This window comes from Streptomyces sp. XD-27, from assembly GCF_030553055.1.
GTDB lineage: Bacteria > Actinomycetota > Actinomycetes > Streptomycetales > Streptomycetaceae > Streptomyces.
In genome coordinates, this window is the sequence record NZ_CP130713.1 from 2107036 (window position 1) to 2125402 (window position 18367).

25 protein-coding genes and 1 pseudogene are annotated in these 18367 nt (G+C 68.8%); 21 read left to right on the forward strand and 5 right to left on the reverse strand.

Going from position 1 to position 18367, the window contains the following annotated elements:
* Positions 1–380: 380 nt before the first annotated feature.
* From Q3Y56_RS09070 to Q3Y56_RS09090, 5 genes are all read left to right on the forward strand, one after another.
* Entirely contained in the window at positions 381–980 is a 600-nt protein-coding gene (locus Q3Y56_RS09070; RefSeq protein ID WP_304461434.1) for a hypothetical protein, read from the forward strand.
* A 370-nt stretch (positions 981–1350) separates the two neighbouring features.
* Positions 1351–2205, forward strand: a complete 855-nt coding sequence (locus tag Q3Y56_RS09075; RefSeq protein ID WP_304461435.1) for a major capsid protein — start codon at positions 1351–1353, stop codon at positions 2203–2205.
* Entirely contained in the window at positions 2202–2357 is a 156-nt protein-coding gene (locus Q3Y56_RS09080; RefSeq protein ID WP_304461436.1) for a hypothetical protein, read from the forward strand. Before Q3Y56_RS09075 ends, Q3Y56_RS09080 begins: the two co-directional genes overlap by 4 nt.
* A 4-nt stretch (positions 2358–2361) precedes the next feature.
* Positions 2362–2616, forward strand: a complete 255-nt coding sequence (locus Q3Y56_RS09085; protein ID WP_304461437.1) for a hypothetical protein — start codon at positions 2362–2364, stop codon at positions 2614–2616.
* Positions 2617–2622: 6 nt separating this feature from the next.
* Positions 2623–3027, forward strand: coding sequence for a hypothetical protein (locus tag Q3Y56_RS09090; protein WP_304461438.1), 405 nt, complete (start codon positions 2623–2625; stop codon positions 3025–3027).
* A 331-nt stretch (positions 3028–3358) separates the two neighbouring features.
* On the opposite strand, the gene Q3Y56_RS09095 is transcribed toward Q3Y56_RS09090, so the two are convergent.
* Complete coding sequence (locus Q3Y56_RS09095) at positions 3359–4480, reverse strand: DUF5677 domain-containing protein (protein ID WP_304461439.1); 1122 nt, start codon at positions 4478–4480, stop codon at positions 3359–3361.
* A 297-nt stretch (positions 4481–4777) separates the two neighbouring features.
* Between Q3Y56_RS09095 and Q3Y56_RS09100 the strand changes: the two genes are divergently transcribed.
* The 12 genes from Q3Y56_RS09100 (at position 4778) to Q3Y56_RS09155 (ending at position 13581) form a co-directional block, all read left to right on the forward strand.
* Positions 4778–5164 carry a hypothetical protein gene (locus tag Q3Y56_RS09100; RefSeq protein ID WP_304461440.1) on the forward strand — a complete coding sequence of 129 codons (387 nt, stop codon included), beginning with the start codon at positions 4778–4780 and terminating at the stop codon, positions 5162–5164.
* Entirely contained in the window at positions 5161–5481 is a 321-nt protein-coding gene (locus Q3Y56_RS09105; RefSeq protein WP_304461441.1) for a hypothetical protein, read from the forward strand. The genes Q3Y56_RS09100 and Q3Y56_RS09105 overlap by 4 nt, the downstream gene beginning before the upstream one ends.
* Positions 5478–5828: a hypothetical protein gene (locus Q3Y56_RS09110; RefSeq protein WP_304461442.1), complete on the forward strand. Its 351-nt coding sequence runs from the start codon at positions 5478–5480 to the stop codon at positions 5826–5828. The genes Q3Y56_RS09105 and Q3Y56_RS09110 overlap by 4 nt, the downstream gene beginning before the upstream one ends.
* Complete coding sequence (locus Q3Y56_RS09115) at positions 5828–6259, forward strand: minor capsid protein (RefSeq protein WP_304461443.1); 432 nt, start codon at positions 5828–5830, stop codon at positions 6257–6259. Before Q3Y56_RS09110 ends, Q3Y56_RS09115 begins: the two co-directional genes overlap by 1 nt.
* Before the next feature lie 11 nt (positions 6260–6270).
* Entirely contained in the window at positions 6271–6813 is a 543-nt protein-coding gene (locus Q3Y56_RS09120; RefSeq protein ID WP_304461444.1) for a phage tail tube protein, read from the forward strand.
* Positions 6813–7304 (forward strand): hypothetical protein, encoded by a 492-nt coding sequence (locus tag Q3Y56_RS09125; RefSeq protein ID WP_304461445.1) that lies wholly within the window; start codon positions 6813–6815, stop codon positions 7302–7304. The genes Q3Y56_RS09120 and Q3Y56_RS09125 overlap by 1 nt, the downstream gene beginning before the upstream one ends.
* Positions 7305–7528: 224 nt before the next feature.
* Positions 7529–10201, forward strand: a complete 2673-nt coding sequence (locus Q3Y56_RS09130) for a phage tail tape measure protein (protein WP_304461446.1) — start codon at positions 7529–7531, stop codon at positions 10199–10201.
* Positions 10202–10208: 7 nt separating this feature from the next.
* A complete protein-coding gene (locus Q3Y56_RS09135) occupies positions 10209–11078 on the forward strand; it encodes a phage tail domain-containing protein (RefSeq protein WP_304461447.1) in 870 nt (289 codons plus the stop codon).
* A gap of 15 nt (positions 11079–11093) precedes the next feature.
* On the forward strand, positions 11094–12215 hold the full coding sequence (locus Q3Y56_RS09140; protein ID WP_304461448.1) for a hypothetical protein: 1122 nt from the start codon (positions 11094–11096) through the stop codon (positions 12213–12215).
* Positions 12196–13020: a hypothetical protein gene (locus Q3Y56_RS09145; RefSeq protein ID WP_304461449.1), complete on the forward strand. Its 825-nt coding sequence runs from the start codon at positions 12196–12198 to the stop codon at positions 13018–13020. Before Q3Y56_RS09140 ends, Q3Y56_RS09145 begins: the two co-directional genes overlap by 20 nt.
* A 22-nt stretch (positions 13021–13042) precedes the next feature.
* On the forward strand, positions 13043–13333 hold the full coding sequence (locus tag Q3Y56_RS09150) for a hypothetical protein (RefSeq protein ID WP_304461450.1): 291 nt from the start codon (positions 13043–13045) through the stop codon (positions 13331–13333).
* Positions 13330–13581: a hypothetical protein gene (locus Q3Y56_RS09155; protein WP_304461451.1), complete on the forward strand. Its 252-nt coding sequence runs from the start codon at positions 13330–13332 to the stop codon at positions 13579–13581. The genes Q3Y56_RS09150 and Q3Y56_RS09155 overlap by 4 nt, the downstream gene beginning before the upstream one ends.
* A gap of 153 nt (positions 13582–13734) precedes the next feature.
* Here the strand turns inward: Q3Y56_RS09155 and Q3Y56_RS33410 are convergent.
* The 4 genes and pseudogenes from Q3Y56_RS33410 to Q3Y56_RS09175 form a co-directional block, all read right to left on the reverse strand.
* Positions 13735–13845, reverse strand: a pseudogene (locus tag Q3Y56_RS33410) (DUF397 domain-containing protein); the annotation flags it as partial.
* 21 nt (positions 13846–13866) lie between these two features.
* Positions 13867–14109 (reverse strand): DUF397 domain-containing protein, encoded by a 243-nt coding sequence (locus Q3Y56_RS09165; RefSeq protein ID WP_304461452.1) that lies wholly within the window; start codon positions 14107–14109, stop codon positions 13867–13869.
* On the reverse strand, positions 14109–14336 hold the full coding sequence (locus Q3Y56_RS09170) for a DUF397 domain-containing protein (RefSeq protein WP_304461453.1): 228 nt from the start codon (positions 14334–14336) through the stop codon (positions 14109–14111). Before Q3Y56_RS09170 ends, Q3Y56_RS09165 begins: the two co-directional genes overlap by 1 nt.
* Position 14337: 1 nt before the next feature.
* Positions 14338–15204 (reverse strand): helix-turn-helix transcriptional regulator, encoded by an 867-nt coding sequence (locus tag Q3Y56_RS09175; RefSeq protein ID WP_304461454.1) that lies wholly within the window; start codon positions 15202–15204, stop codon positions 14338–14340.
* A gap of 211 nt (positions 15205–15415) precedes the next feature.
* Here Q3Y56_RS09175 and Q3Y56_RS09180 point away from each other — a divergent pair, with 211 nt between their 5' ends.
* The 4 genes from Q3Y56_RS09180 to Q3Y56_RS09195 all read left to right on the forward strand — a co-directional run bounded on the left by Q3Y56_RS09180 (position 15416) and on the right by Q3Y56_RS09195 (position 18367).
* Positions 15416–15550: a hypothetical protein gene (locus Q3Y56_RS09180; RefSeq protein ID WP_304461455.1), complete on the forward strand. Its 135-nt coding sequence runs from the start codon at positions 15416–15418 to the stop codon at positions 15548–15550.
* A gap of 482 nt (positions 15551–16032) precedes the next feature.
* Positions 16033–16275: a hypothetical protein gene (locus tag Q3Y56_RS09185; protein ID WP_304461456.1), complete on the forward strand. Its 243-nt coding sequence runs from the start codon at positions 16033–16035 to the stop codon at positions 16273–16275.
* A gap of 30 nt (positions 16276–16305) precedes the next feature.
* Positions 16306–16830: a DUF6624 domain-containing protein gene (locus tag Q3Y56_RS09190; protein WP_304461457.1), complete on the forward strand. Its 525-nt coding sequence runs from the start codon at positions 16306–16308 to the stop codon at positions 16828–16830.
* A 502-nt stretch (positions 16831–17332) separates the two neighbouring features.
* Entirely contained in the window at positions 17333–18367 is a 1035-nt protein-coding gene (locus tag Q3Y56_RS09195; protein ID WP_369696725.1) for a radical SAM protein, read from the forward strand.

Sequence of the window (18367 nt, forward strand, 5' to 3'; positions counted from 1 at the left end):
GGCGGCATCCCCCTACAAGTGATCTTCAAGCCGCTGTCATCCGACCAGACCTTCACGACGCCGCCATGGTGACTACACGCTCCCCGCCGACCGATGGATCGTGATGGCCAACCATCCGCGCATGTACTGCCTTCGTACTGCCAATGCAGGAACGAGGCGGAAGGCGTAGGGGTAACAGCGGGTACAGACCCGGTTGGCGTCGTCCAGGCGTCTATCAAACCCAGCAACAGCATTCCTCCAATTGCGAGCATCAGACACCCGCACCCGTCGCTGCTTCTAGCCATCTGCGCCCCCTGCTCTTGCGGGCGCAGCCTACCGACGGCCCGCCGATCCGGCGGGCCCTTTCTCACACCCGTGCCCCGCCCGGAGGTTCCTTTCCCATGCCCGAGAACAGCCTCGACACGGCGCCGCCCACCGACGAGCAGGGCGCGCAGCAGGACAACAGCGGCGCCCCTGCCTCACCCGCTGCGCCACTCCCGCAGTCCTCGGCGCCGGACCCGGCGGCCGAGGAACATCTCGCCGCCGCTGAACAGCGCGCCACCGAGCACGCCGAGCGTGCCGAGCAGCTACAGCAGGCACTCAACCCCGACGGCAAAGGCGAGGCCGGGCAGGACCCTGCGCAGCTCGCTGCCGCGGTCGCCGAGCGCGACACGCAGCTTGCCGACCTCGCCGCCCGCCTGCGTACCGCGCAGGTCGAGCTCGCCGCGCACCGCGCTGCCAGCGACCACGGTGCACGCGCCGACCGGCTGCTCAACTCCCGCAACTTCCTCGACTCCGTGAACGGGCTCGACCCGGACGCACCGAAGTTCGGCGAGCAGCTCGCCGCCGCCATCACGGCCGCTGTCGAGGTCGACCCCGACCTGTACCGCGCCGCGCCCGCAGGCCCGCCGCGCGGCGGGGCGGAGTTCAACGGGTCGCCCTCCGCCGAGCGACGCCCCAAGAACCTGCACGACGCCATCGCTGCCCGACTCGGAAGTTAGGCGCCCGCCTCGTCGTCTCGCCTGCTGGCCTCCTGTGCTGGATCGGCCTCTTCCCGATCGCCAGCAGCGGCCGGTCGGCCTAACCGCGCCCGAACCATGTCCGCGCGCGCAAGCAGAAGTTGCGCCCACGCCTTAATGATCGCGGCAATCCCGGTTAGTCCGGCCGTTGTCAGTGCTGCAATCGAGGCGATCAAGCCAGCCGAGCCCCCCGCACTCTGGATCGAACTCTCACCTACGTGGCCGCGACGCAGCGCGTCTTCCGCCCTCTGTAGTAACTCCTCCTCACGCTCTGTCAGCCGGTTCCGGTCCTCCCCCGGCGAATCCCCCAACTGACCGTCCCTCGTTTCGTCACCCATGCAAGGAGTCTCCTATGGCGATCACCCTCGCCGAGGCCAAACTGAACACTCTCGATGACATCGACCTCACGGTGATCGACGAGTTCCGCAAGTCGTCCTGGCTGCTCGACAATCTCCAGTTCGACCAGGCCGTGAACCCTGCCGGGGGCGGCGCGACCCTGACCTACGGATACACACGGCTCGTCGCCGAGCGCGGCGCGGCTTTCCGCCCCTACAACACCGAGTACGAGGTCGCCGAGGCCAAACGTGCCCGCTACTCCGTCGACCTGGTGCCGCTCGGCGGCGCGTTCGAGGTCGACCGCGTGCTCGCCAGCCTCGGACCCGCCGCTACCAACGAGGTCGAGCTGCAAATGGGGCAGACCATCAAGGCCGCTAACGCGTTCTTCTCCGACCAGGTGATCAACGGGCAGCGCGTGCCGACGCCGAACGGCGAGACGGGATTCGACGGGCTCGACGTCGCCCTCGCCGGCAGCTCAACCGAGCTCGGCGCCGACACGGTCCACGACTGGACCGGCGAGGCCCTCGCAGATGACCGCGCGCGGGCAAACGACGCGCTCGACCTGCTCGACGAGTTCCTCGGCCTCCTCGACGGCACCCCGTCCGCGATCCTGGGCAACAAGCAGACCATCCTGCGTGTGAAGTCCCTCGCGCGCCGCGCGGGCTACTACACCCGCAGCGAGGACGCGTTCGGCCGCACGATCGACGGATACAACGGCATCCCGCTCATCGACCTCGGCGCCAAGGCCGGCACCAACGACCCCGTGATCCCCTGGAGGAGCGGCAGTTCGAGGACAGCGAGGCCGCGTCGGGTACGGGCCTGTCGGACCTGTACGCCGTGCGGCTCGGGCTGGATGGCTTCCATGGCGTGACCACGACCACAGGCGACCTCGTCAAGCCGTGGCTGCCCGATTTCTCGACCGCCTACGCCGTCAAGCGCGGCGAGGTCGAGCTCGGCCCCGTCGCCGTCGCGCTCAAGGCGACCCGCGCGGCCGCGGTGCTGCGGAACATCAAGGTGCGGTGAGCCCATGCGCTACGAGATCACCGCACCCAGCGGACGCGAGGGCACCGTCGCCGGTATCGCGTTCACCGCCGGGCGCGCCGTCGTCGAAGACCCGGCCGCCGGTGTGCTGCTCTACTTCCGGCGCCACGGCTTCACCGTCTCCCGCCTCGACGCTCCCGAGCCGCCTCCCATCGGTTTCACGGCCGATCCGCCCGCAGCACCGGACAAGCCGGTCGCCCGCGCACGCGGCAAGCAGCGCAGCAGCGCGAAGGAGGAGTAAGGGGCGATGGGTCGGATCTACGCCACACCCGAGCAGCTCGTCGCGTGGACCCGCCAGCCCGCCCCGGACGCTGCCGAGCGGCTGCTCGCCCGCGCCAGCGAGGACATCGACGCGGCGCTGCTCACCGCCATCTACGACACCGACACCACAGGGTTCCCCACCGACGCCGCAGTGCGCGGCGCCCTCGCCGACGCGACGTGCGCGCAAGTCGAATGCTGGCTCGCCACGGGCAGCGACGGCATCACCACCGCTGAGCAGTGGGACAGCGTCAGCATCGGCCCCGTTTCCCTGTCCGGGCGCAGCAACGTTCCACCTTCCCCCGCCGTGGTCAACGGCGTGGAGATCGCCCCGCGCGCCCTGCGCATCCTGCGCGGGGCTGGGCTGCTGCCGGGCGAGGTGATCACTTGGTGACCCGGTACCCGGGTGGCTGCTGCGCCACCGCATCACGGTCGAGCCCTACCTCGGCGACAGCGCGTACGGCCCGCGCTACGGCGATCGCACCGAGGCGTGCCCGCTGGTCGCCGCGGTGCGCAAACAGGCCGCCGACCCTGAGGGGCGCGAGGCTCCCGCCACGGCGCAGATCATCGCCGCGCCCGATCTTCACTGCCCGCCCGGTAGTCGACTGACCCTGCCGGATGGGCGCACCGCGACCGCCATCACGACCGCACGGCATGCCGCCCCCGGGCTGCCCGTGCCCGCCTGTACGGAGGTGATGTGCTAGTGACACACCAAAATTGCCAGATCAGTCTCGTGCCAATCGATCCATGATCTTGGATTCATCCCGGTCGATATCAGCTTGAGCATCAACGAACGCGATGGCACATGCATCATTCAGTTCCATCAGCGCTCGCATGCAGATAAGGTCCTTGAGTCCGGCCCCATTCGGCTTCCCAGCCGTCAGAAGCGCAACTGTTACCTGAATAAGCGAGTTGAGCGCCATACTCGCAGGCTCGGCGAGACCAACGTTCGTCTTCCCGGCATCTCTTAGCAGTGCGCCGCGGTAATTTATAAAGTTCTGGAAAAACCCTCTCGCCCCACAGTGCACCTCACTGCTCGCCCACTGATAATACGGGCGCAGGTGACCGAGGGAAGCTTTCTCCTCAAGGGCGCGAAAATTATCATCGGGTACGAATTTCTTGGCCCAGCCATACACCCGACTAAAGTCAGGTCCGTATTTGTTGAGCATATCCGCGTATCGCCCTTCGAGCTCCTCCAAATATGACTCTTCGAGTGGCTCCATTCCCAGCACCTCGTGGACTGCCTGGAACTGGTGCGCCTCACGCCGCAGCGTCACAATTTCGTGATCAAGGAACCTTTCAGCGAGGTCTTCGTGTTCCGGGTCACGCGCCGAATCACCGATCACGGTTGCGATCACGGCGAACTCATGAAGGGTTCGACATCGCGCCATGGCGCCTTTCGGGTGGCCATGAGAAATCAGAGTGAATACCTCCAGAGCACCGCGACAGGCGGCAGCGTGGAGGCCAGCAAGCGCTTCACTTTGATTCGCCTGGATCGGGGAAACATTCTCCCGCTCCCCAAGGCTTACCTCCTGTCCGAGCTCATGAGCACACGACATAGTTATGAAGCACAGATCAAGAGCTCGACGCCAACGCCGCTGAAGTCGCTTATCAAACCGAGCTTCATATCTCATATTGACCCGCAGAGCCTTTTTGCTCTTAATTATGCGCGAAGCAATGTCCGGGCCGAATTTATCGACCAGCCGCGGAATCGCCTCTGCTAGGACTTCTTCCATACGCTGAGGATCAGCGCCACTTTCGATGTGCCGCATCGCGACCTCAAGAAGAGACTCGGCGAAGAAGTCATCACTCTCGACCCTCGACCCCTTGGAAAGTAGATTTCGCATAGAATCCATCACCTTTCTGTCGGTTTAATTTCTGCCGTGTCGCGCATGACAGTTCGGACGCAGCGCAATCAGATTGTCGAACACGTGCCTTTCAACAGCTGCCCAAGGGGTGATGCGCACAATCTCTACGGGCGCCTGACGGAATGTAGGGGATGGGCACCCATGGCCAGCTTCTACAAGTACAGCTCGTTTCACCCGGCGGGGAGCTGGTCGACCTGAGCCATACAGAAAGCTTATGCAATCAGGCGCGGCATATCCCTAGCTGCCCGCACCCGTCAGTATGGAGGTGATGAGCGAATGACGCAGCACACACGGCTCATATGGCGCGGTGAGCAGGCGCTGCGCGGCACTCGCGAGGGCGCCGCCCGTGGGCTGCGGCTCGCCGCCGAGCACGTGCTCGACCGCACCCGCGCACAGGTCCCGATCGAAGAGGCCACGCTCGAACGCTCGGGCACGGCGACCGTCGATGAGACAGACCTCACCGCCGCCGTCTCCTACGACACCCCGTACGCGGTCCGGCAGCACGAAGAGCTCGGCTACCGGCACGACGCCGGCCGCAAGGCGAAGTACCTGGAAGACCCGCTGAACCAGGAGGCCGCCACGGTCGCCGAGATCATCGCCGCCGCGGTGCGGAGGTCGCTGCGCGGCGCCGGGCTGCTGCCGGGCGAGGTGATCACGTGGTGACCCGCGTACCCGGATGGCTGCTGCGCCACCGCATCGCCATCGAGCCCTACCTCGGCGACAGCGCGTACGGGCCGCGGTACGGCGACCGCGTCGAGAACGTGCCCGCCCTGGTCGTCGCCGTGCGCAAGCAGGTGCGCGACGCCGAGGGGCGCGAGGTGCTCGCCACCGCGCAGATCATCGCCGGCCCCGAGCTGGAGTGCCCGCCCGGATCGCGGATCACGCTGCCCGACGGCCGGACCGCAACGGCGATCAGCACCGCTCGGCACACCGCGCCGGGCTTGCCCGTCCCCGCGTCAGTGGAGGTGATGTGCGAATGACACAGCGCGCCCGCCTGCGCTGGAACGGCGCCGCGGCCACCGCGGCGATCCGCGAGGCAGCAACCCGCGGGCTGCGGATCGGCGCCGAGCACGTCCTCGCAGCCTCCCGGCAGCGGGTGCCGATCGAAGAGGGCACCCTCGAACGGTCCGGCGTCACGAGCGTGGACGAGCAGCAGCTCGTCGCCGCCGTCAGCTACGACACCCCGTACGCCGTGCGCGTGCACGAGGACTTGAACGCGCGGCACGCCCCGGGGCGCACCGCGAAGTACCTCGAATCAGTGCTGCCCGAAGAGGCCGACACGGTGCACGCGCTGATCGCCGCGCAGGTGCGGCGGGCGTTGCGCTGATGTCGTACACCGTCGATCTGCTCGACGGTCTCGCCCGCCTGCTCGACGCGCACGGCGTCGGCATCTACCGGCCCGATGGCGTATACGCCGCGGGCGAGACCGCGATCACCATCGCCGCCACCCCGCCCGCCCCCGACCGCGTCATCTGCCTGTCCGCGTACCCGGTCACCGACTCGCCGGCGCTCACCGACACCACCACCGGCATACAGGTGCGTACCCGCGCCGGGACCGATCCGCGCGAGGTGGACCTGCTCGACGATGCCGTGTTCGACGTCCTGCACGCCACCGGCCCGCACCTCTTCGGCACGGTCCGCGTGCAGCTCATCTATCGCGTCTCTGCCGCGCCGATCGGCGCCGACTCTGTCGGTCGCATGGAGCGGTCGGCGAACTACTACGCCCGCGCGCACCGCGCGCATCCCCGCCTCGAATAGGAGGAACCTTCATGCACACTCCGACCCCGCCGGCCGAGTCTGTGACCGCGCTCGCGCGCCGGTACCGCCTTGAGCTCGACATGGGCACCGAGCACGCCCCGCGCTGGACGCTGGTGCCCGGCATCACGGAGTTCACGCCGAAAATCGAGCCGACGCAGCAGGATGTCAGCACGTACGACACCGAGGGATGGGTCGAGCAGGCCGTGACCATGCTCGCGTGGTCGATCGAGGCCACCATCGCCCACCGCGCGCACCCCAAGACCGGCGCGTTCAACGCCGCGCAGGAAGCCCTGCGGAAGGCGTCGATGCGGTTCGGCGCCGAGTCGTATGTGCGGGTGCGCTACTACGACCGCAACGGCGCCGACGACGCGTACGAGGGCACGGCCCTGGTGACGTGGGAGCCCGAGGGCGGAGGCCCGGATGAGGTCGACACCATCGAGGTCACGCTGACCGGCTCGGGCGCGCTGACGCCGATCTGCAATCCCGCCCGTCCGGTCTTCCTGCGCCCGTCGGACGAGCCGACGTTCGCCGGCGACGACGAGGCGGCTGCCTGATGGCGTTCAAGGCCCTTGGTGAACTCCTCGACGAATCCCTGCACCTGCCGATCAAGGGGCACACCTACACCGTGCCGCCGCCATCTGCCGAGACCGGTCTGCGGGTACAGGCGCTGATCAACGCCGCCGCCATCGCCGCGGACGGGGGCCAGGCCGATGAGGACGTGCTCGCCGATGCGGCCGAGCGTGACCTGTACCGCGACGTACTCGGCACTGCGCACGATCAGATGGTCGCCGACGGCGTGACCTGGCCGGCGCTCAAGCACGCCGCCATTACGGCCATGGTCTGGATCGCGCAGGACGCGGCGGCCGCAGAGCGGTATTGGAACGCCGGCGGCGACCCTTCTCGGCTGGCCCCGAACCGGGAAGCGAGGCGCGCGCAGAACCGATCGGGCGCGGCGAACTCGACCCCGAATCGGGGCTCTATGAGTGGTACGAGTACCCGCCCGGCGTCCGGCCCCACCGCGGCAACGCCTCGGCCGCCGGCCTGACCTGGGCGCGGATCCTCGACGAGTGGCCGCTCGTCGAGGCCGACCTGCACGAGCTGTACGGGATCGACCTCGGCGACCGGGCCCTGCTCCAGGCCCGCTCGTGGCGCTGGCTGCGCATACGGATTCTCGGCCTGCTGTCGGCCGACTCCCGCCTCGCCCGCCTCCTCACCCCGCCCGACCGCACCCCGGCCGCGTCCGGCCCCCAACCAAGGAGGTGACGCGCCGTGGCACTCCGCGTGGGCGAGCTCACCGCCGCACTCACCATCGACGACTCGGGCACCGACCGGGGAATGGCACGCTCTGAGCAGGCCGTGCGGGCAGGCGCCGACCGGATACAGGGCACAGCGGACGCCGCGGGGCAGCAGGCCGGCACCGCGCTCGGCGACGGCATCGCCGACGGTACGGCCGACGGCGCCGACCGGGCCGCAACCGGCATCAGGGCCAAGCTCAAGAGCTTCGCTGCCACTGCGGTCGGCGCGAGCATCGGCGCCGCCCTCATGGCCGGTATCAGCGAAGCCCTGGAACAGGGCAAGATCTCCAGCACCTTGCAGGCTCAGCTCGGCACCACCGGCCCGGTAGCCGCGCAGCACGGCAAGGCAGCTGGTGCCCTGTACGCGGCCGCGATCGTCGACAGCGTCCAGGAGGGCGCCGACGTCATCCGCGGTATCGCACAGAACGGGCTGCTCCCGCCGGAGGCGACACAGGCGCAGATCCAGACCATGGGCCGGCGCGTTGCCGACACCGCCAAGGTCATGGGCGAGGACGTCGGCGCCGTCTCGCGTGCCATCGGCACGATGCTGAAAACCGGCGTCGCGCAGAATGCGCAAGAGGCCATGGACGTTCTCGTCCGCGGCACGCAGCGCGGGGCGAACGCAGGCGAGGACCTGCTCGACACCTTCTCGGAGTACTCCACGCAGTTCCGCGACCTGGGGCTCGACGCGAAGACGTCCATGGGCCTGTTGCAGCAGGGGCTCCAGGGCGGCGCCCGCGACGCCGACACCGTCGCCGACGCGCTGAAAGAGTTCGCCATCCGGTCGAAGGACATGTCGGCGAGCAGCGTGCAGGCGTTCAAGGACATCGGTCTGAACGCCGATCAGATGGCCGCCACCTTCACCAAGGGCGGACCGGCCGCGAGCAAGGCACTCGGCGACGTTCTGACCCGGATCAAGGCCATCGAGGACCCGGCCAAGCGCAACGCCGTTGCGGTCGCCCTGTTCGGCACCAAGGCCGAGGACTTGCAGGGCGCGTTGTTCAAGCTGAATCCCGCGACCGCGGTCGCCGCCCTCGGCCAGGTCAAGGGCGCCGCGGACGCCGCGGGTCACGCGCTGCACGACAACGCCGCGACCAGGGTGGAGGCGTTCAAACGGTCGCTGTCGCAAGGGTTCGTCGAGATCATCGGCACACAGGTCATCCCCGCGCTGATGACCGGCGCGAGCTACGCCGTCCGCTTCGGCGCCGCCCTCGGTACGGCGGGCGCGTTCGTGGCGCAGAACCAGGGCGTGTTCATCGCCGTTGCCGCCGTGATCACTACCGTGATGCTGCCGGCCCTGATACGCCTCGCCGTACAGGCCACCACCACTTCTACGGCCACGGTGACGAGTTGGACCGTCCAAGGCGCGGCAGCTACGGCCGCCGCGGGGCGATTCGTCATCGCCAACGCGCTCATCGTCGCCGGCTGGATACGGCAAGGCGCCGCCGCGACCGCCGCCGGCGCTCGCGTCGTCGCAGCATGGCTCATGCAAGGCGCGGCAGCTACGCCTGCCGTGGCGCGGTTCCTCCTCGCGAATGCCCTCATCCTGGCCGGCTGGATACGGCAGGGCGCCGCCGCCACGGCGGCCGCCGTGCGGGTGGTTGCGGCATGGGTGCTCATGGGCACGCAGTCGATGGTTCAGGCCGCGCGCATGGCGGCCGCGTGGGTCCTGGCCATGGGCCCGGTCGGATGGGTCACCGCAGCCGTCATCGCCCTGGCGGCGCTTGTCATCGCCAACTGGGGCAAGGTCAAGGCCGCCACCGCCGCGGCATGGACCTGGATTTGGAGCAAGATCAAGGCCGTTGCCGGGTTCCTTGTCGGCGTGTTCATGAACTGGACGCTGCCCGGCTTGATCATCAAGCACTGGAGCACGATCAAGTCGGCGACCTCGACCGCATGGAACGCGGTCGTGAACTTCGTCAAGGCCATCCCGGGCAGAATCGTTTCGTTCTTCCTGAACTGGACTCTCCCCGGGCTGATCATCCGGCACTGGTCGCGGATCAGGTCGGCGACGTCGACGGCATGGAATGCCGTGATCGCCTTCGTGCGGTCCATCCCGGGTCGGATTGTCTCGTTCTTCGTGAACTGGACGCTGCCGGGGGTGATCATCCGGCACTGGCAGTCGATCAAGACCGGCACGGTCCGCAAGGCCGGCGAGATGCTCGCGTACGTCCGGACGCTGCCGGGGAAGATCGTCGGCTACTTCGGCAACTTCGGAACGATGCTGGTCAGTGCCGGAAAGGACCTCGTCCGTGGCCTGTGGACCGGCATCACCTCCATGGGCGACTGGCTCAAAAGCAAGGTGAAGGGCTTCGCCGGCGGGATCGTCGACTCCGTGACCGGTGCTCTGGGCATCGGCTCGCCGTCCAAGGTGATGGCGAGCAAGGTCGGCCGCTGGATTCCCGCAGGCGTCGCCGCCGGTATCCGCAGCGAACAGGGCGTCGTCGACGCCACCATGCGCCGCCTCGTCCCCATCCCCGCCGCTCCGCAGTTCACCCCCGCCCCTGCCGCCGGCCCGGCCCCGGCCGCCGCGGCGAGCGGCGGCTCGTGGGGGCCCGCAGTGCACATCGAGAACTGGCACGCGGGCAGCGCGTCGCCCGACCAGACCGCCGCCGCACTCGCGTGGCAGATGAAAGCGAGGGGGTAACCCACCCATGACCATCACAACCCGGCCGGGCCATGTGCAGTACGGCGAGCTGCTGCTCGGCCCCGGCACCCCCTACCGCTGGCGCAAGCTGACCGGATGGGAGGAACTCCCCGGGACCGACTCGGGCACCGTGCCCCGCTCCGGCGCGCACGGTGCCTACCCGGGCGCACTGCTCGCGCAGGCCCGCACGATCACCCTCGACGAGATGGTGATCCGTGCCGAGCCCGGACGCATCGGCGCCGCCGTCGCCACGCTGAACGCCGCGACCGGTCTCAGCGACGACGAGCTGCCCCTGCTCATCCACCTCGACGACCGCGGGCCCCTGCTCGCCTTCGCCCGCGTGGTGCGGCGCGAGGTCCCGGTCGACCCGGCGTACGGGGTCGGCGTCGCCACCGGCAGCGCGATCCAGTTCGAGGCATCCGACCCGCGCCGCTACACCCCCGCCGTGCAGTGTGCCGAGACCGGCCTGCCCGAACCGTGCCTCGACTGGCACCGCGACAACTCCGGCGAGCTCACCCGCGGCATACCCGCCTCGACCGGCAACCTGACCGCCAACAACCACGGCGGCGCCCCGACACACCCCGTCATCACGATCCGCGGGCCCGTCGACACCCCCTCGGTCACCAACACCACCACGGGCGCCGTCCTGGAGTACGGCATACGGCTCGACGCGGTCGACGAGCTCACCATCGACACCTACGCGAGCACGGTCACGCTCAACGGAACCGAGAACCTGCTCGACGCCGCGACCGGCAACAGCCACCCAGAGGAATCGTTCACCCTCACCCCCGGCCGCAACCGGCTCGCGTTCCGCTCCGCCACAGCCCCCGACCCGCACGCCCGCCTCGCGCTCCAGTGGCGCTCGGCCCACTGGTAAGGGAGGCGAGCAACTGTGACCGTCTCCCGTTACCGGGTGCTGCTGTGCGACCTACGCACCGACCGCGTACTCGCCGCCCTGCCCCTGCACGACGTCAGCCTCGACGACTACATCGGCAAGGCCGGCAGCCTCCAAGGCACGGTGCCCGTGCCCAACCGGCAGATCGCCGACCGCATACGCCCGCACCTGATCCCCGGGCGTACCGCGGTATGGGTCGAGCGTGACCGGTCCGTGTGGTGGGGCGGAGTCCTGTGGACCGCCGAACCGACCATCGACGACCGAGGGTTCGTGACCGTCCCAATCCAGGCTGGCACCTTCGACACCTACCTCGAACACCGGATCCTGTGGACCACGCAGAAGGCCACCCAGGTTGATCAGTTCGGCATCGTCCGCGACCTGATCGACTACGTGCAGTCGCTGCCCGGAGGCGACATCGGCATCGAGTACGACACGGCCCCGTCGGGCGTGGCGCGGTCGAGGACGTTCAGTCGGCACGATCAGCCGCGTATCCGCGAGCTGCTCGACGAACTCGCCAAGGCCGAGGGCGGGTTCGAGTGGCGCATCGCGTGCCTGCGTGATCCGGAGACCGGACGCCGGACCAAGCAGCTCCAGCTCGGGCACCCGATCATCGACCGCAGCGAGGCACCGGTCGTACTCAACCACCCCGGACACATCCTCGCCGCGTCGTTCCCCATCGACGCCACCGTGCAGGCTAACGTCTGGCAGGCCCGCGGCGCCACCACCAACAGCAACCAAGCCGCCGAGTCCAAGCCCCTGACGTCCGAGCTGCTCGTCGACGAGGACGCCCTCGCCGACGGCTGGCCGCGACTCGACGGCACCGCGGACTACAGCAGCACCAACAAGCAGGCCGAGCTCGACGAGTACGCCCGCGCCGACTTCGACGCCGCCCGCCACCCGCGGGTCATCCCCGCGGTAACGGTCCGGCTCGGCGAGCACATCACCCCCGACCTGCTCGGCCGCACCGTGCGGATCCGCATCCGAAACGCGTGGTTCCCCGACGGCTACGACGAGCGGCGCCGCGTCGTCGGCATCGCCGTCACGCCGCCCGAACGCGGCAAGGCCGAAACCGCCAAACTCACCCTGGAGACCCCCACCCATGGCAACAGTCCCCTCTGACCTGCTCGACCGCATCCGCGCCCTGGAGCGGCAGGTGCGGCAGCTCGCCGGCCGCACACAGACGCGCCCCGCCCTCGACGAGATCCGCGACGGGGTCGTGCGGATCACCGAGGGTGGGCAGCTCGTCGTCACCCCGCCCGGCAAGGACTTCGCGACGTTCACCGTCGGCGCCTGGCCCGATGGCGCGTACGGGCTCGTGACCCGCCGCATGGACGGAACCTTCGCCCTGACCGTCGAGGGCGAGGCCGAAGACCGCGGCACATGGCGCCTGTGGTCGCGCGACCTCGCCTCGCCCGACCGCATCCTGCTCATGGACGACCGGCACAGCGACCGATTCCTCGGCCGCCCATGGCTGCCCGTCCCGCTGTTCCCGACCAGCGACCAGACCACCACCGCCGACCAGTGGCGTTACGCGTGGGTGGGCGGGGCGCCCGCGCACAACGCCGTCGCCGTCCTCAAGCTCTCCAGCTACGCCCAGGTCGGCGGCACGGTGCGCGTGAACATGCTCCCCGCCGGCGGCAAGCGCATCACGGTCGCCGAGTGGGAGGTTCCCGCCGGCGAGTGGACCGCGCGGACCATCGAGCACCCCCTGCACGGCGTCGGGTTCCTCGACTACGTCGGATGGCAGATCCAGCACCGCAGCAACAAGCCGCGCAAGGGCATCGAGACCCGTCTGTTCGCCTCGTACGGCCGCAACACCCTCAACGCCGCCGAGGCACCCACCCCGCCCGCGGGCGAAGCGGCGGACGCCGCCACCCAGCCCGACCCGCGCCTCGCCGCCGAGGCCGGCAAGACCAGCGACTGACCGAAGAAAGGCCCCCTTACTCATGACCGATGCCGCCCGCCGCACCGCCCGCACCATCGTGCAGACCCTCGTCGGCGTCGCCGCCGCAACCCCCCTCATCATCGACGCCGCCGGTATCCCCCGCACCGCCGCATGGGTCGGCGTCGCCCTGGCCGTCGCCGCCGGCGTCACGCGCGTCATGGCACTGGACGCCGTGCAGAACCTGCTCCCGAAGTGGCTCCGCGCCACCCCGCCGGACACGACCCCCGGCACAGGGACCGGCGGCAAGCAGCCGGCACCCGCGCCTGCGGCGGATGACGGGGGCAGTGTGTGACCGATCCGGACCCGAACGACGTCGCCCTCGAACTGGAGCGGCTACGCGGCGTCGTCGAGGCCGGGTTCGCTCGCCTCGACGGCCGCCTCGACCTGCTCGCCCAGCGCGACGACCAAACCGACAAGCAGCTCGACGAGCACGGCCGCCGCCTCGACTCCCTCGAACGCACCCGATGGCCCCTGCCCAGCCTCGCCGTTCTCATCGGCGCGGCCGGCTGCACCCTGTCCGCATGGCAGCTCATCCACTGAACAACAACGCCCCCTGTACGGCCGCTCATGGGCCGTACAGGGGGCGTTTTTCGCTCTTAGCAAGCAAGGTCGCCGCGCTTGATGGCTGAGACAAAACGCGGACCACGACGAGGCGTCGACAACGAGCACCGGGCCGTTCGGGATCTTGGAGTCACGCACGGGCACCACACCGGGCACACCGCATGCGACCTCGACGCAGGAGCCGTTTCCGTTGCTGTAGCTGGACTTGAGCCAGCTGGCGCGCGTCAGGTCGACCGTTGCCATGGTTCCTGTCCCTTCGGGTGGTCAGACATCCGCAGGCAGGTCGAACTCGCCGTCGCGCACGCCGAGGGTGAAGGCTTCCCACTCGGCAGCGGTGTACCGCAGGACCGTGGCGTTCGGATCCGCTGGATTCCGCATGGCGACAGCGCCACCCGGTAGCTTGGCGATCTCGATTCGGTCGCGGGCATCACTACCCGGCGCACTGAGCCACGTCGCGCCGGAGAGGTCCAGCGCGTAGAGCTCGGCCTTCTCGCGGCTGTCTGTCATCAGGCCGTCAGGGTGTCGTCGGCAACAGCGGTCAGGAAGGCAGACCACGCCGCACGAGAGGCGCGCGCCGCGGGGATGTCCACGTTCTTCGAGTCACGCACAGCGACACCAGGAGTCCCTGGGATGTGGGCAACCTCGACGCAGTTGCCGTTGTTCGCTGTGTAGGAACTCTTACGCCATGCGGCGTCAGCGAGGTCGACCGCGTACAGGTCGGCCAGCTCGTTCATCTCACTGTTCCTTCTCGATGCGTTCGACCAGCTTCAAGGTATCGTGCTCCGACAACGCAGCCGCTGACAAGTTTCGGAACAGACGGTTCAGGCGTCGTAGCGCGAGTGCATCGTCGCGGAAGGTCGTCGCCTCCGCCGACTCCATGAACGCTACGTCTCCCTCGTTCTCTTTCCCATCGCTGAACAGTGTGAAAGCTCCAGTGCTGGCCCCGTTCTCCCCTGCCTCGAATGGGATTACCCGGAATGTGACGTTTGGCAGCGATGCGACCTCGACAAGATGGCGGAGCTGCGCCCGTATCGTTTTCGGGCCGCCCACTTGCAGACGCAGCGCAGCCTCGGTAACGAGCGCGTCAAGAGTCAGCGTCTCCTCGTCGCGCAGACGTTCTTGCCGCCGCATCCGTACCTCGACGAGGCTGTCCACCTGATCAGGGCCGAGGGCCGCGAAGCCTGGGCCAGTGATCGCACGGGCATAGCCCTGGGTTTGCAGCAGCCCGGGAATCAACAGCGGTTGATACTCCCAGCAACGAACGGCCTCGGACTCGTAGGCAAGGAATTCGGCATAGGTCGCGGAGATCACATCCGCGTACGCCTGCCACCACAGCGGGATGCGCTGCATGGCCCTCGTCAACAACTCGGAGAGCTCAGCCCGCTTCGCTTCGTCAACCTCGTAGAGCTCCATGAGACCCGCGAAGTCCTTGCGGGTACACGTCCGCTTCGCAAGCTCGATGCGGCTGATCTTGGAGTTGTGACAGTTAAGGTGCGCTCCGACTTCCTCGGTTGTGAGACCGGACCGGTCACGCAGTATCCGCAGCTCAGCACCCAGCTTGCGCCTCGCGGCGAGTGGGCTACCGCTGCTCACGACGGCCATGCGCCCTCCATCTCCCCTGTCTGCTCGCCCGGTTGAGCCTAGCGCAGCGCACTCGACCGGGCCGTGCTCCAGATTGGCAATCTGCCAATCAACCGCTTGACGTTCTGACTGTGTGACCTACACCATGTCACGTGTTGCGGAGCGTGCTGGCTCAACTTCGCGGCGACGCACGGTCGTTGCTGTCACGCGCTCGCGTGCTGGAGGTGCAGCGATGAGCAGCCAGAAGCCCACGCCGGAGCAGCAGGGGACTAAGCCGAGCTCTGCCGAGCTAGCCCGCAAACAGGCCGAGCTGAAAGCACAGATCGAACGGCACTTGGCCCAGCTGCGGCAGCCGAAGAAGAAGTGACTCGACAGCTCGGCGCTGCTCCCGCCGATCCGGTGGCGCGCTGGCGGAAGGTAGGGGGTGCGTGATGCGGGGAACGCTGCGCGGATGGCTGCTTGACGTGCTCGGGTGCGCTGACGAGTGGTGGTACCGGTTCTATCAGGATGCTCTGTGCCGTCTCGACGACAACCCGCAGAAGGCCGACGCCCTGTACGAACCCCAGGCGGCCAGACCCTCGCTACCTGCGGCGGCGCCGCCGACCCTCGCATCCCGAGGCGGCGAGAGTGAAGCAGCGCAGGCATCTCGCCATCCGTGCCAGCCGCTCCCCCGCCTCCCTCACCAACTCCGGCGCCTGTGGCTTCCTACTCACCCAGCAGCTACGCCCCGCGGTCGCCCCGCCCATAGACCCCGCCCCTTGCCCTGGTCGATTCGTCGAGGCTCCCCCGCGTTGCCTGACTTCCCGCGGCAGGCGTGCGGGCCCCACTCCACGACGAAACGAGGCCACGATGCCCGACCCGATCCTCACGATCGTGACCGTCACCGGCGACACGGTCCGCACCGGTGACGTCATAGCCATCGGCGGTATCCCCCACAGAGTCGCCACCATGCTCGACGTCCCCGGCTCCCGAAAGCGGCTCCAGTTCGAAGACGGCAACGCCTACGTGATGCCCCGCTCCGCCGTCATCGACGTCGCACGTGTCTGTGTCACCCCGCGGTCCCGCTTCCGGCAAACCGCGATCACGCGCTGACCCACACCACACAAGCAGAAGGGGAACCGCATGCCCGCCCCCATGCCGCCACAGCGGCCCGACATCGCCGACGAACTGCTGCGCCGCATGGCAGCCGACCAGCACGCCCGCGGCGTCCGAGACGACGGCACCCTCGTCGCCCGCGATCCCGAGCTGATGCATACCGTTGACGCCGACAACACTCGCGCTCTACAGCGGATCATCAACGAGCACGGATGGCCCGGTCACTCCCTCGTCGGCGAGGAGGCGGCTAACGCCGCATGGCTCATCGCGCAGCACGCCGAGCTCGACTTTCAACTGCGTGTCCTCGACCTGCTCCACGAGGCCGTCGACCGTGGCGAGGCCACCCCCATGCAGTTGGCCTACCTGACCGACCGCGTCTTGCTGCGCCAGGACCGACCGCAGGTCTACGGCACGCAGTACCTCGACACCGGCGACGGCCGCGGAATGCAGGTCTGGAAGGTCACCGACCCTGACCGCCTCGACGCCCGCCGCACCGAGGTCGGGCTCGGCCCGCACGCCGACTACGACGCCGAGATCCGCTCGAACTACTGATCCCGGGCCTGTGCGCCTCGACGGCCGTTGCACCGGCCGCCGAGGCAGAACGTCACCAGCCGACTCAAGGAACTGACAACGCAATGCGCGACTTTATCGCCTGCCTCTACATCTGGTTAACGCCCGGATTACGCCGCGCCCTGCGCACCGCCTACCAGCACGCCGGCGCCTGGTTCACCCCGCCCCCGCCGCCGCCCGCACGCCCCGTACTTACGCCAGCCCCTGCCTACGCCCGCGGCCCCCTGCCCGCGCACGTCCTGGCACGTCGAGTTCCCCTCGACGGACACGAAATCGACCTCGTACGCCCGTACTACGTCATGCGCGAACTGAGACACGCCGCTGGAGTCTCCCCCTGATGCCTCAGCCAAGAGGTCCCCCAGAGAACCATGCAGAGCCGCGCCACCAGTCCGCGAACCGAATCGAGGTCACGGCCATGAGCGCACCCAACGTCGTCAGCCAGACTCAATCCACATCGTGTTACCCCCGCTCCGGGAGGGAAGCCGTGCAGCAGATCACCACCGCCCCGTTACCGCCCACCATCCGCAGCCTCGAACTGGAGATCACCGGCAAGTGCCAAGCCATGTGCGAGCACTGCGCGCCAGCCTCCGGACCTACCGGCACCGACGGCACCATGACAGCCGATGACTGGCGGCGCGTCATCGACGAGTCCGCCGAACTCGGTATCGAGACAGTGCAGTTCATCGGCGGCGAGCCGACCCTGCACCGAGACCTTCCGGCCCTCGTCGAGCACGCCCTCGGACGCGGTATCGGCGTCGAAGTCTTCTCCAACCTCATCTCCGTACGCCGCACCGTCTGGGACACCCTCGCCCGGCCCGGCGTCCGCATCGGCACCAGCTACTACAGCGACCTCGCCGTGCAACACGAACAGATCACCAAGAAGCGCGGAAGTCACCAGCGGACCCGCGCGAACATCGTCGAGGTCCTGAACCGCGGTATCCCGCTGCGCGTCGGCATCGTCGAGGTACTCGAGGGGCAGCGCGTCGCCGAAGCCGAGGCCGAGCTGCGCGCGCTCGGCGTCCAGCAGATCACCGTCGACCGCATGCGCGGCATCGGACGCGGCGCCCGCGACACCGAACCGACACCCTCCGAGCTGTGCGGGCACTGCACCAAAGGACGCGGCGCGATCCTCCCCAACGGCGACGTCGCCGGCTGCGTCCTGAGCCGCTTCATGACCGCCGGCAACGTCCGGCAGCAGCCGCTCGCCGACATCGTGACCGGACCCAAGTGGGCCGACATCGCCGCGGTGATCCCGCCCGCCCCGGTCGGCGCCGGATGTCCCCCAACGACAGCAGCGACTGCAACCCAGCGAACACCATCGCCTGCGCCCCCAAGCATGGCCTCTTCCCTGCCCCGACCCTGGGAGCATCCGCGTGAACTGGAAATCCCACGCCGCCGCCCTCGCCGACAGCGCCACACACCGCGGCTCGCGCTGGCACGGCCCCGTCGCCACCACCCCCCGGCATCTGTTCGTGCCCCGGTGGTGGCGGAACGGCCCCGACGGCTGGACCCTCCATGA

Coding starts and splice junctions, on each gene's coding strand:
- Q3Y56_RS09070 (WP_304461434.1), top strand. CDS start 381: ATGCCCGAGAACAGCCTCGACACGGCGCCGCCCACCGACGAGCAGGGC.
- Q3Y56_RS09075 (WP_304461435.1), top strand. CDS start 1,351: ATGGCGATCACCCTCGCCGAGGCCAAACTGAACACTCTCGATGACATC.
- Q3Y56_RS09085 (WP_304461437.1), top strand. CDS start 2,362: ATGCGCTACGAGATCACCGCACCCAGCGGACGCGAGGGCACCGTCGCC.
- Q3Y56_RS09090 (WP_304461438.1), top strand. CDS start 2,623: ATGGGTCGGATCTACGCCACACCCGAGCAGCTCGTCGCGTGGACCCGC.
- Q3Y56_RS09095 (WP_304461439.1), bottom strand. CDS start 4,480: ATGCGAAATCTACTTTCCAAGGGGTCGAGGGTCGAGAGTGATGACTTC.
- Q3Y56_RS09100 (WP_304461440.1), top strand. CDS start 4,778: ATGACGCAGCACACACGGCTCATATGGCGCGGTGAGCAGGCGCTGCGC.
- Q3Y56_RS09110 (WP_304461442.1), top strand. CDS start 5,478: ATGACACAGCGCGCCCGCCTGCGCTGGAACGGCGCCGCGGCCACCGCG.
- Q3Y56_RS09115 (WP_304461443.1), top strand. CDS start 5,828: ATGTCGTACACCGTCGATCTGCTCGACGGTCTCGCCCGCCTGCTCGAC.
- Q3Y56_RS09120 (WP_304461444.1), top strand. CDS start 6,271: ATGCACACTCCGACCCCGCCGGCCGAGTCTGTGACCGCGCTCGCGCGC.
- Q3Y56_RS09125 (WP_304461445.1), top strand. CDS start 6,813: ATGGCGTTCAAGGCCCTTGGTGAACTCCTCGACGAATCCCTGCACCTG.
- Q3Y56_RS09135 (WP_304461447.1), top strand. CDS start 10,209: ATGACCATCACAACCCGGCCGGGCCATGTGCAGTACGGCGAGCTGCTG.
- Q3Y56_RS09145 (WP_304461449.1), top strand. CDS start 12,196: ATGGCAACAGTCCCCTCTGACCTGCTCGACCGCATCCGCGCCCTGGAG.
- Q3Y56_RS09150 (WP_304461450.1), top strand. CDS start 13,043: ATGACCGATGCCGCCCGCCGCACCGCCCGCACCATCGTGCAGACCCTC.
- Q3Y56_RS09165 (WP_304461452.1), bottom strand. CDS start 14,109: ATGACAGACAGCCGCGAGAAGGCCGAGCTCTACGCGCTGGACCTCTCC.
- Q3Y56_RS09170 (WP_304461453.1), bottom strand. CDS start 14,336: ATGAACGAGCTGGCCGACCTGTACGCGGTCGACCTCGCTGACGCCGCA.
- Q3Y56_RS09175 (WP_304461454.1), bottom strand. CDS start 15,204: ATGGCCGTCGTGAGCAGCGGTAGCCCACTCGCCGCGAGGCGCAAGCTG.
- Q3Y56_RS09180 (WP_304461455.1), top strand. CDS start 15,416: ATGAGCAGCCAGAAGCCCACGCCGGAGCAGCAGGGGACTAAGCCGAGC.
- Q3Y56_RS09185 (WP_304461456.1), top strand. CDS start 16,033: ATGCCCGACCCGATCCTCACGATCGTGACCGTCACCGGCGACACGGTC.
- Q3Y56_RS09190 (WP_304461457.1), top strand. CDS start 16,306: ATGCCCGCCCCCATGCCGCCACAGCGGCCCGACATCGCCGACGAACTG.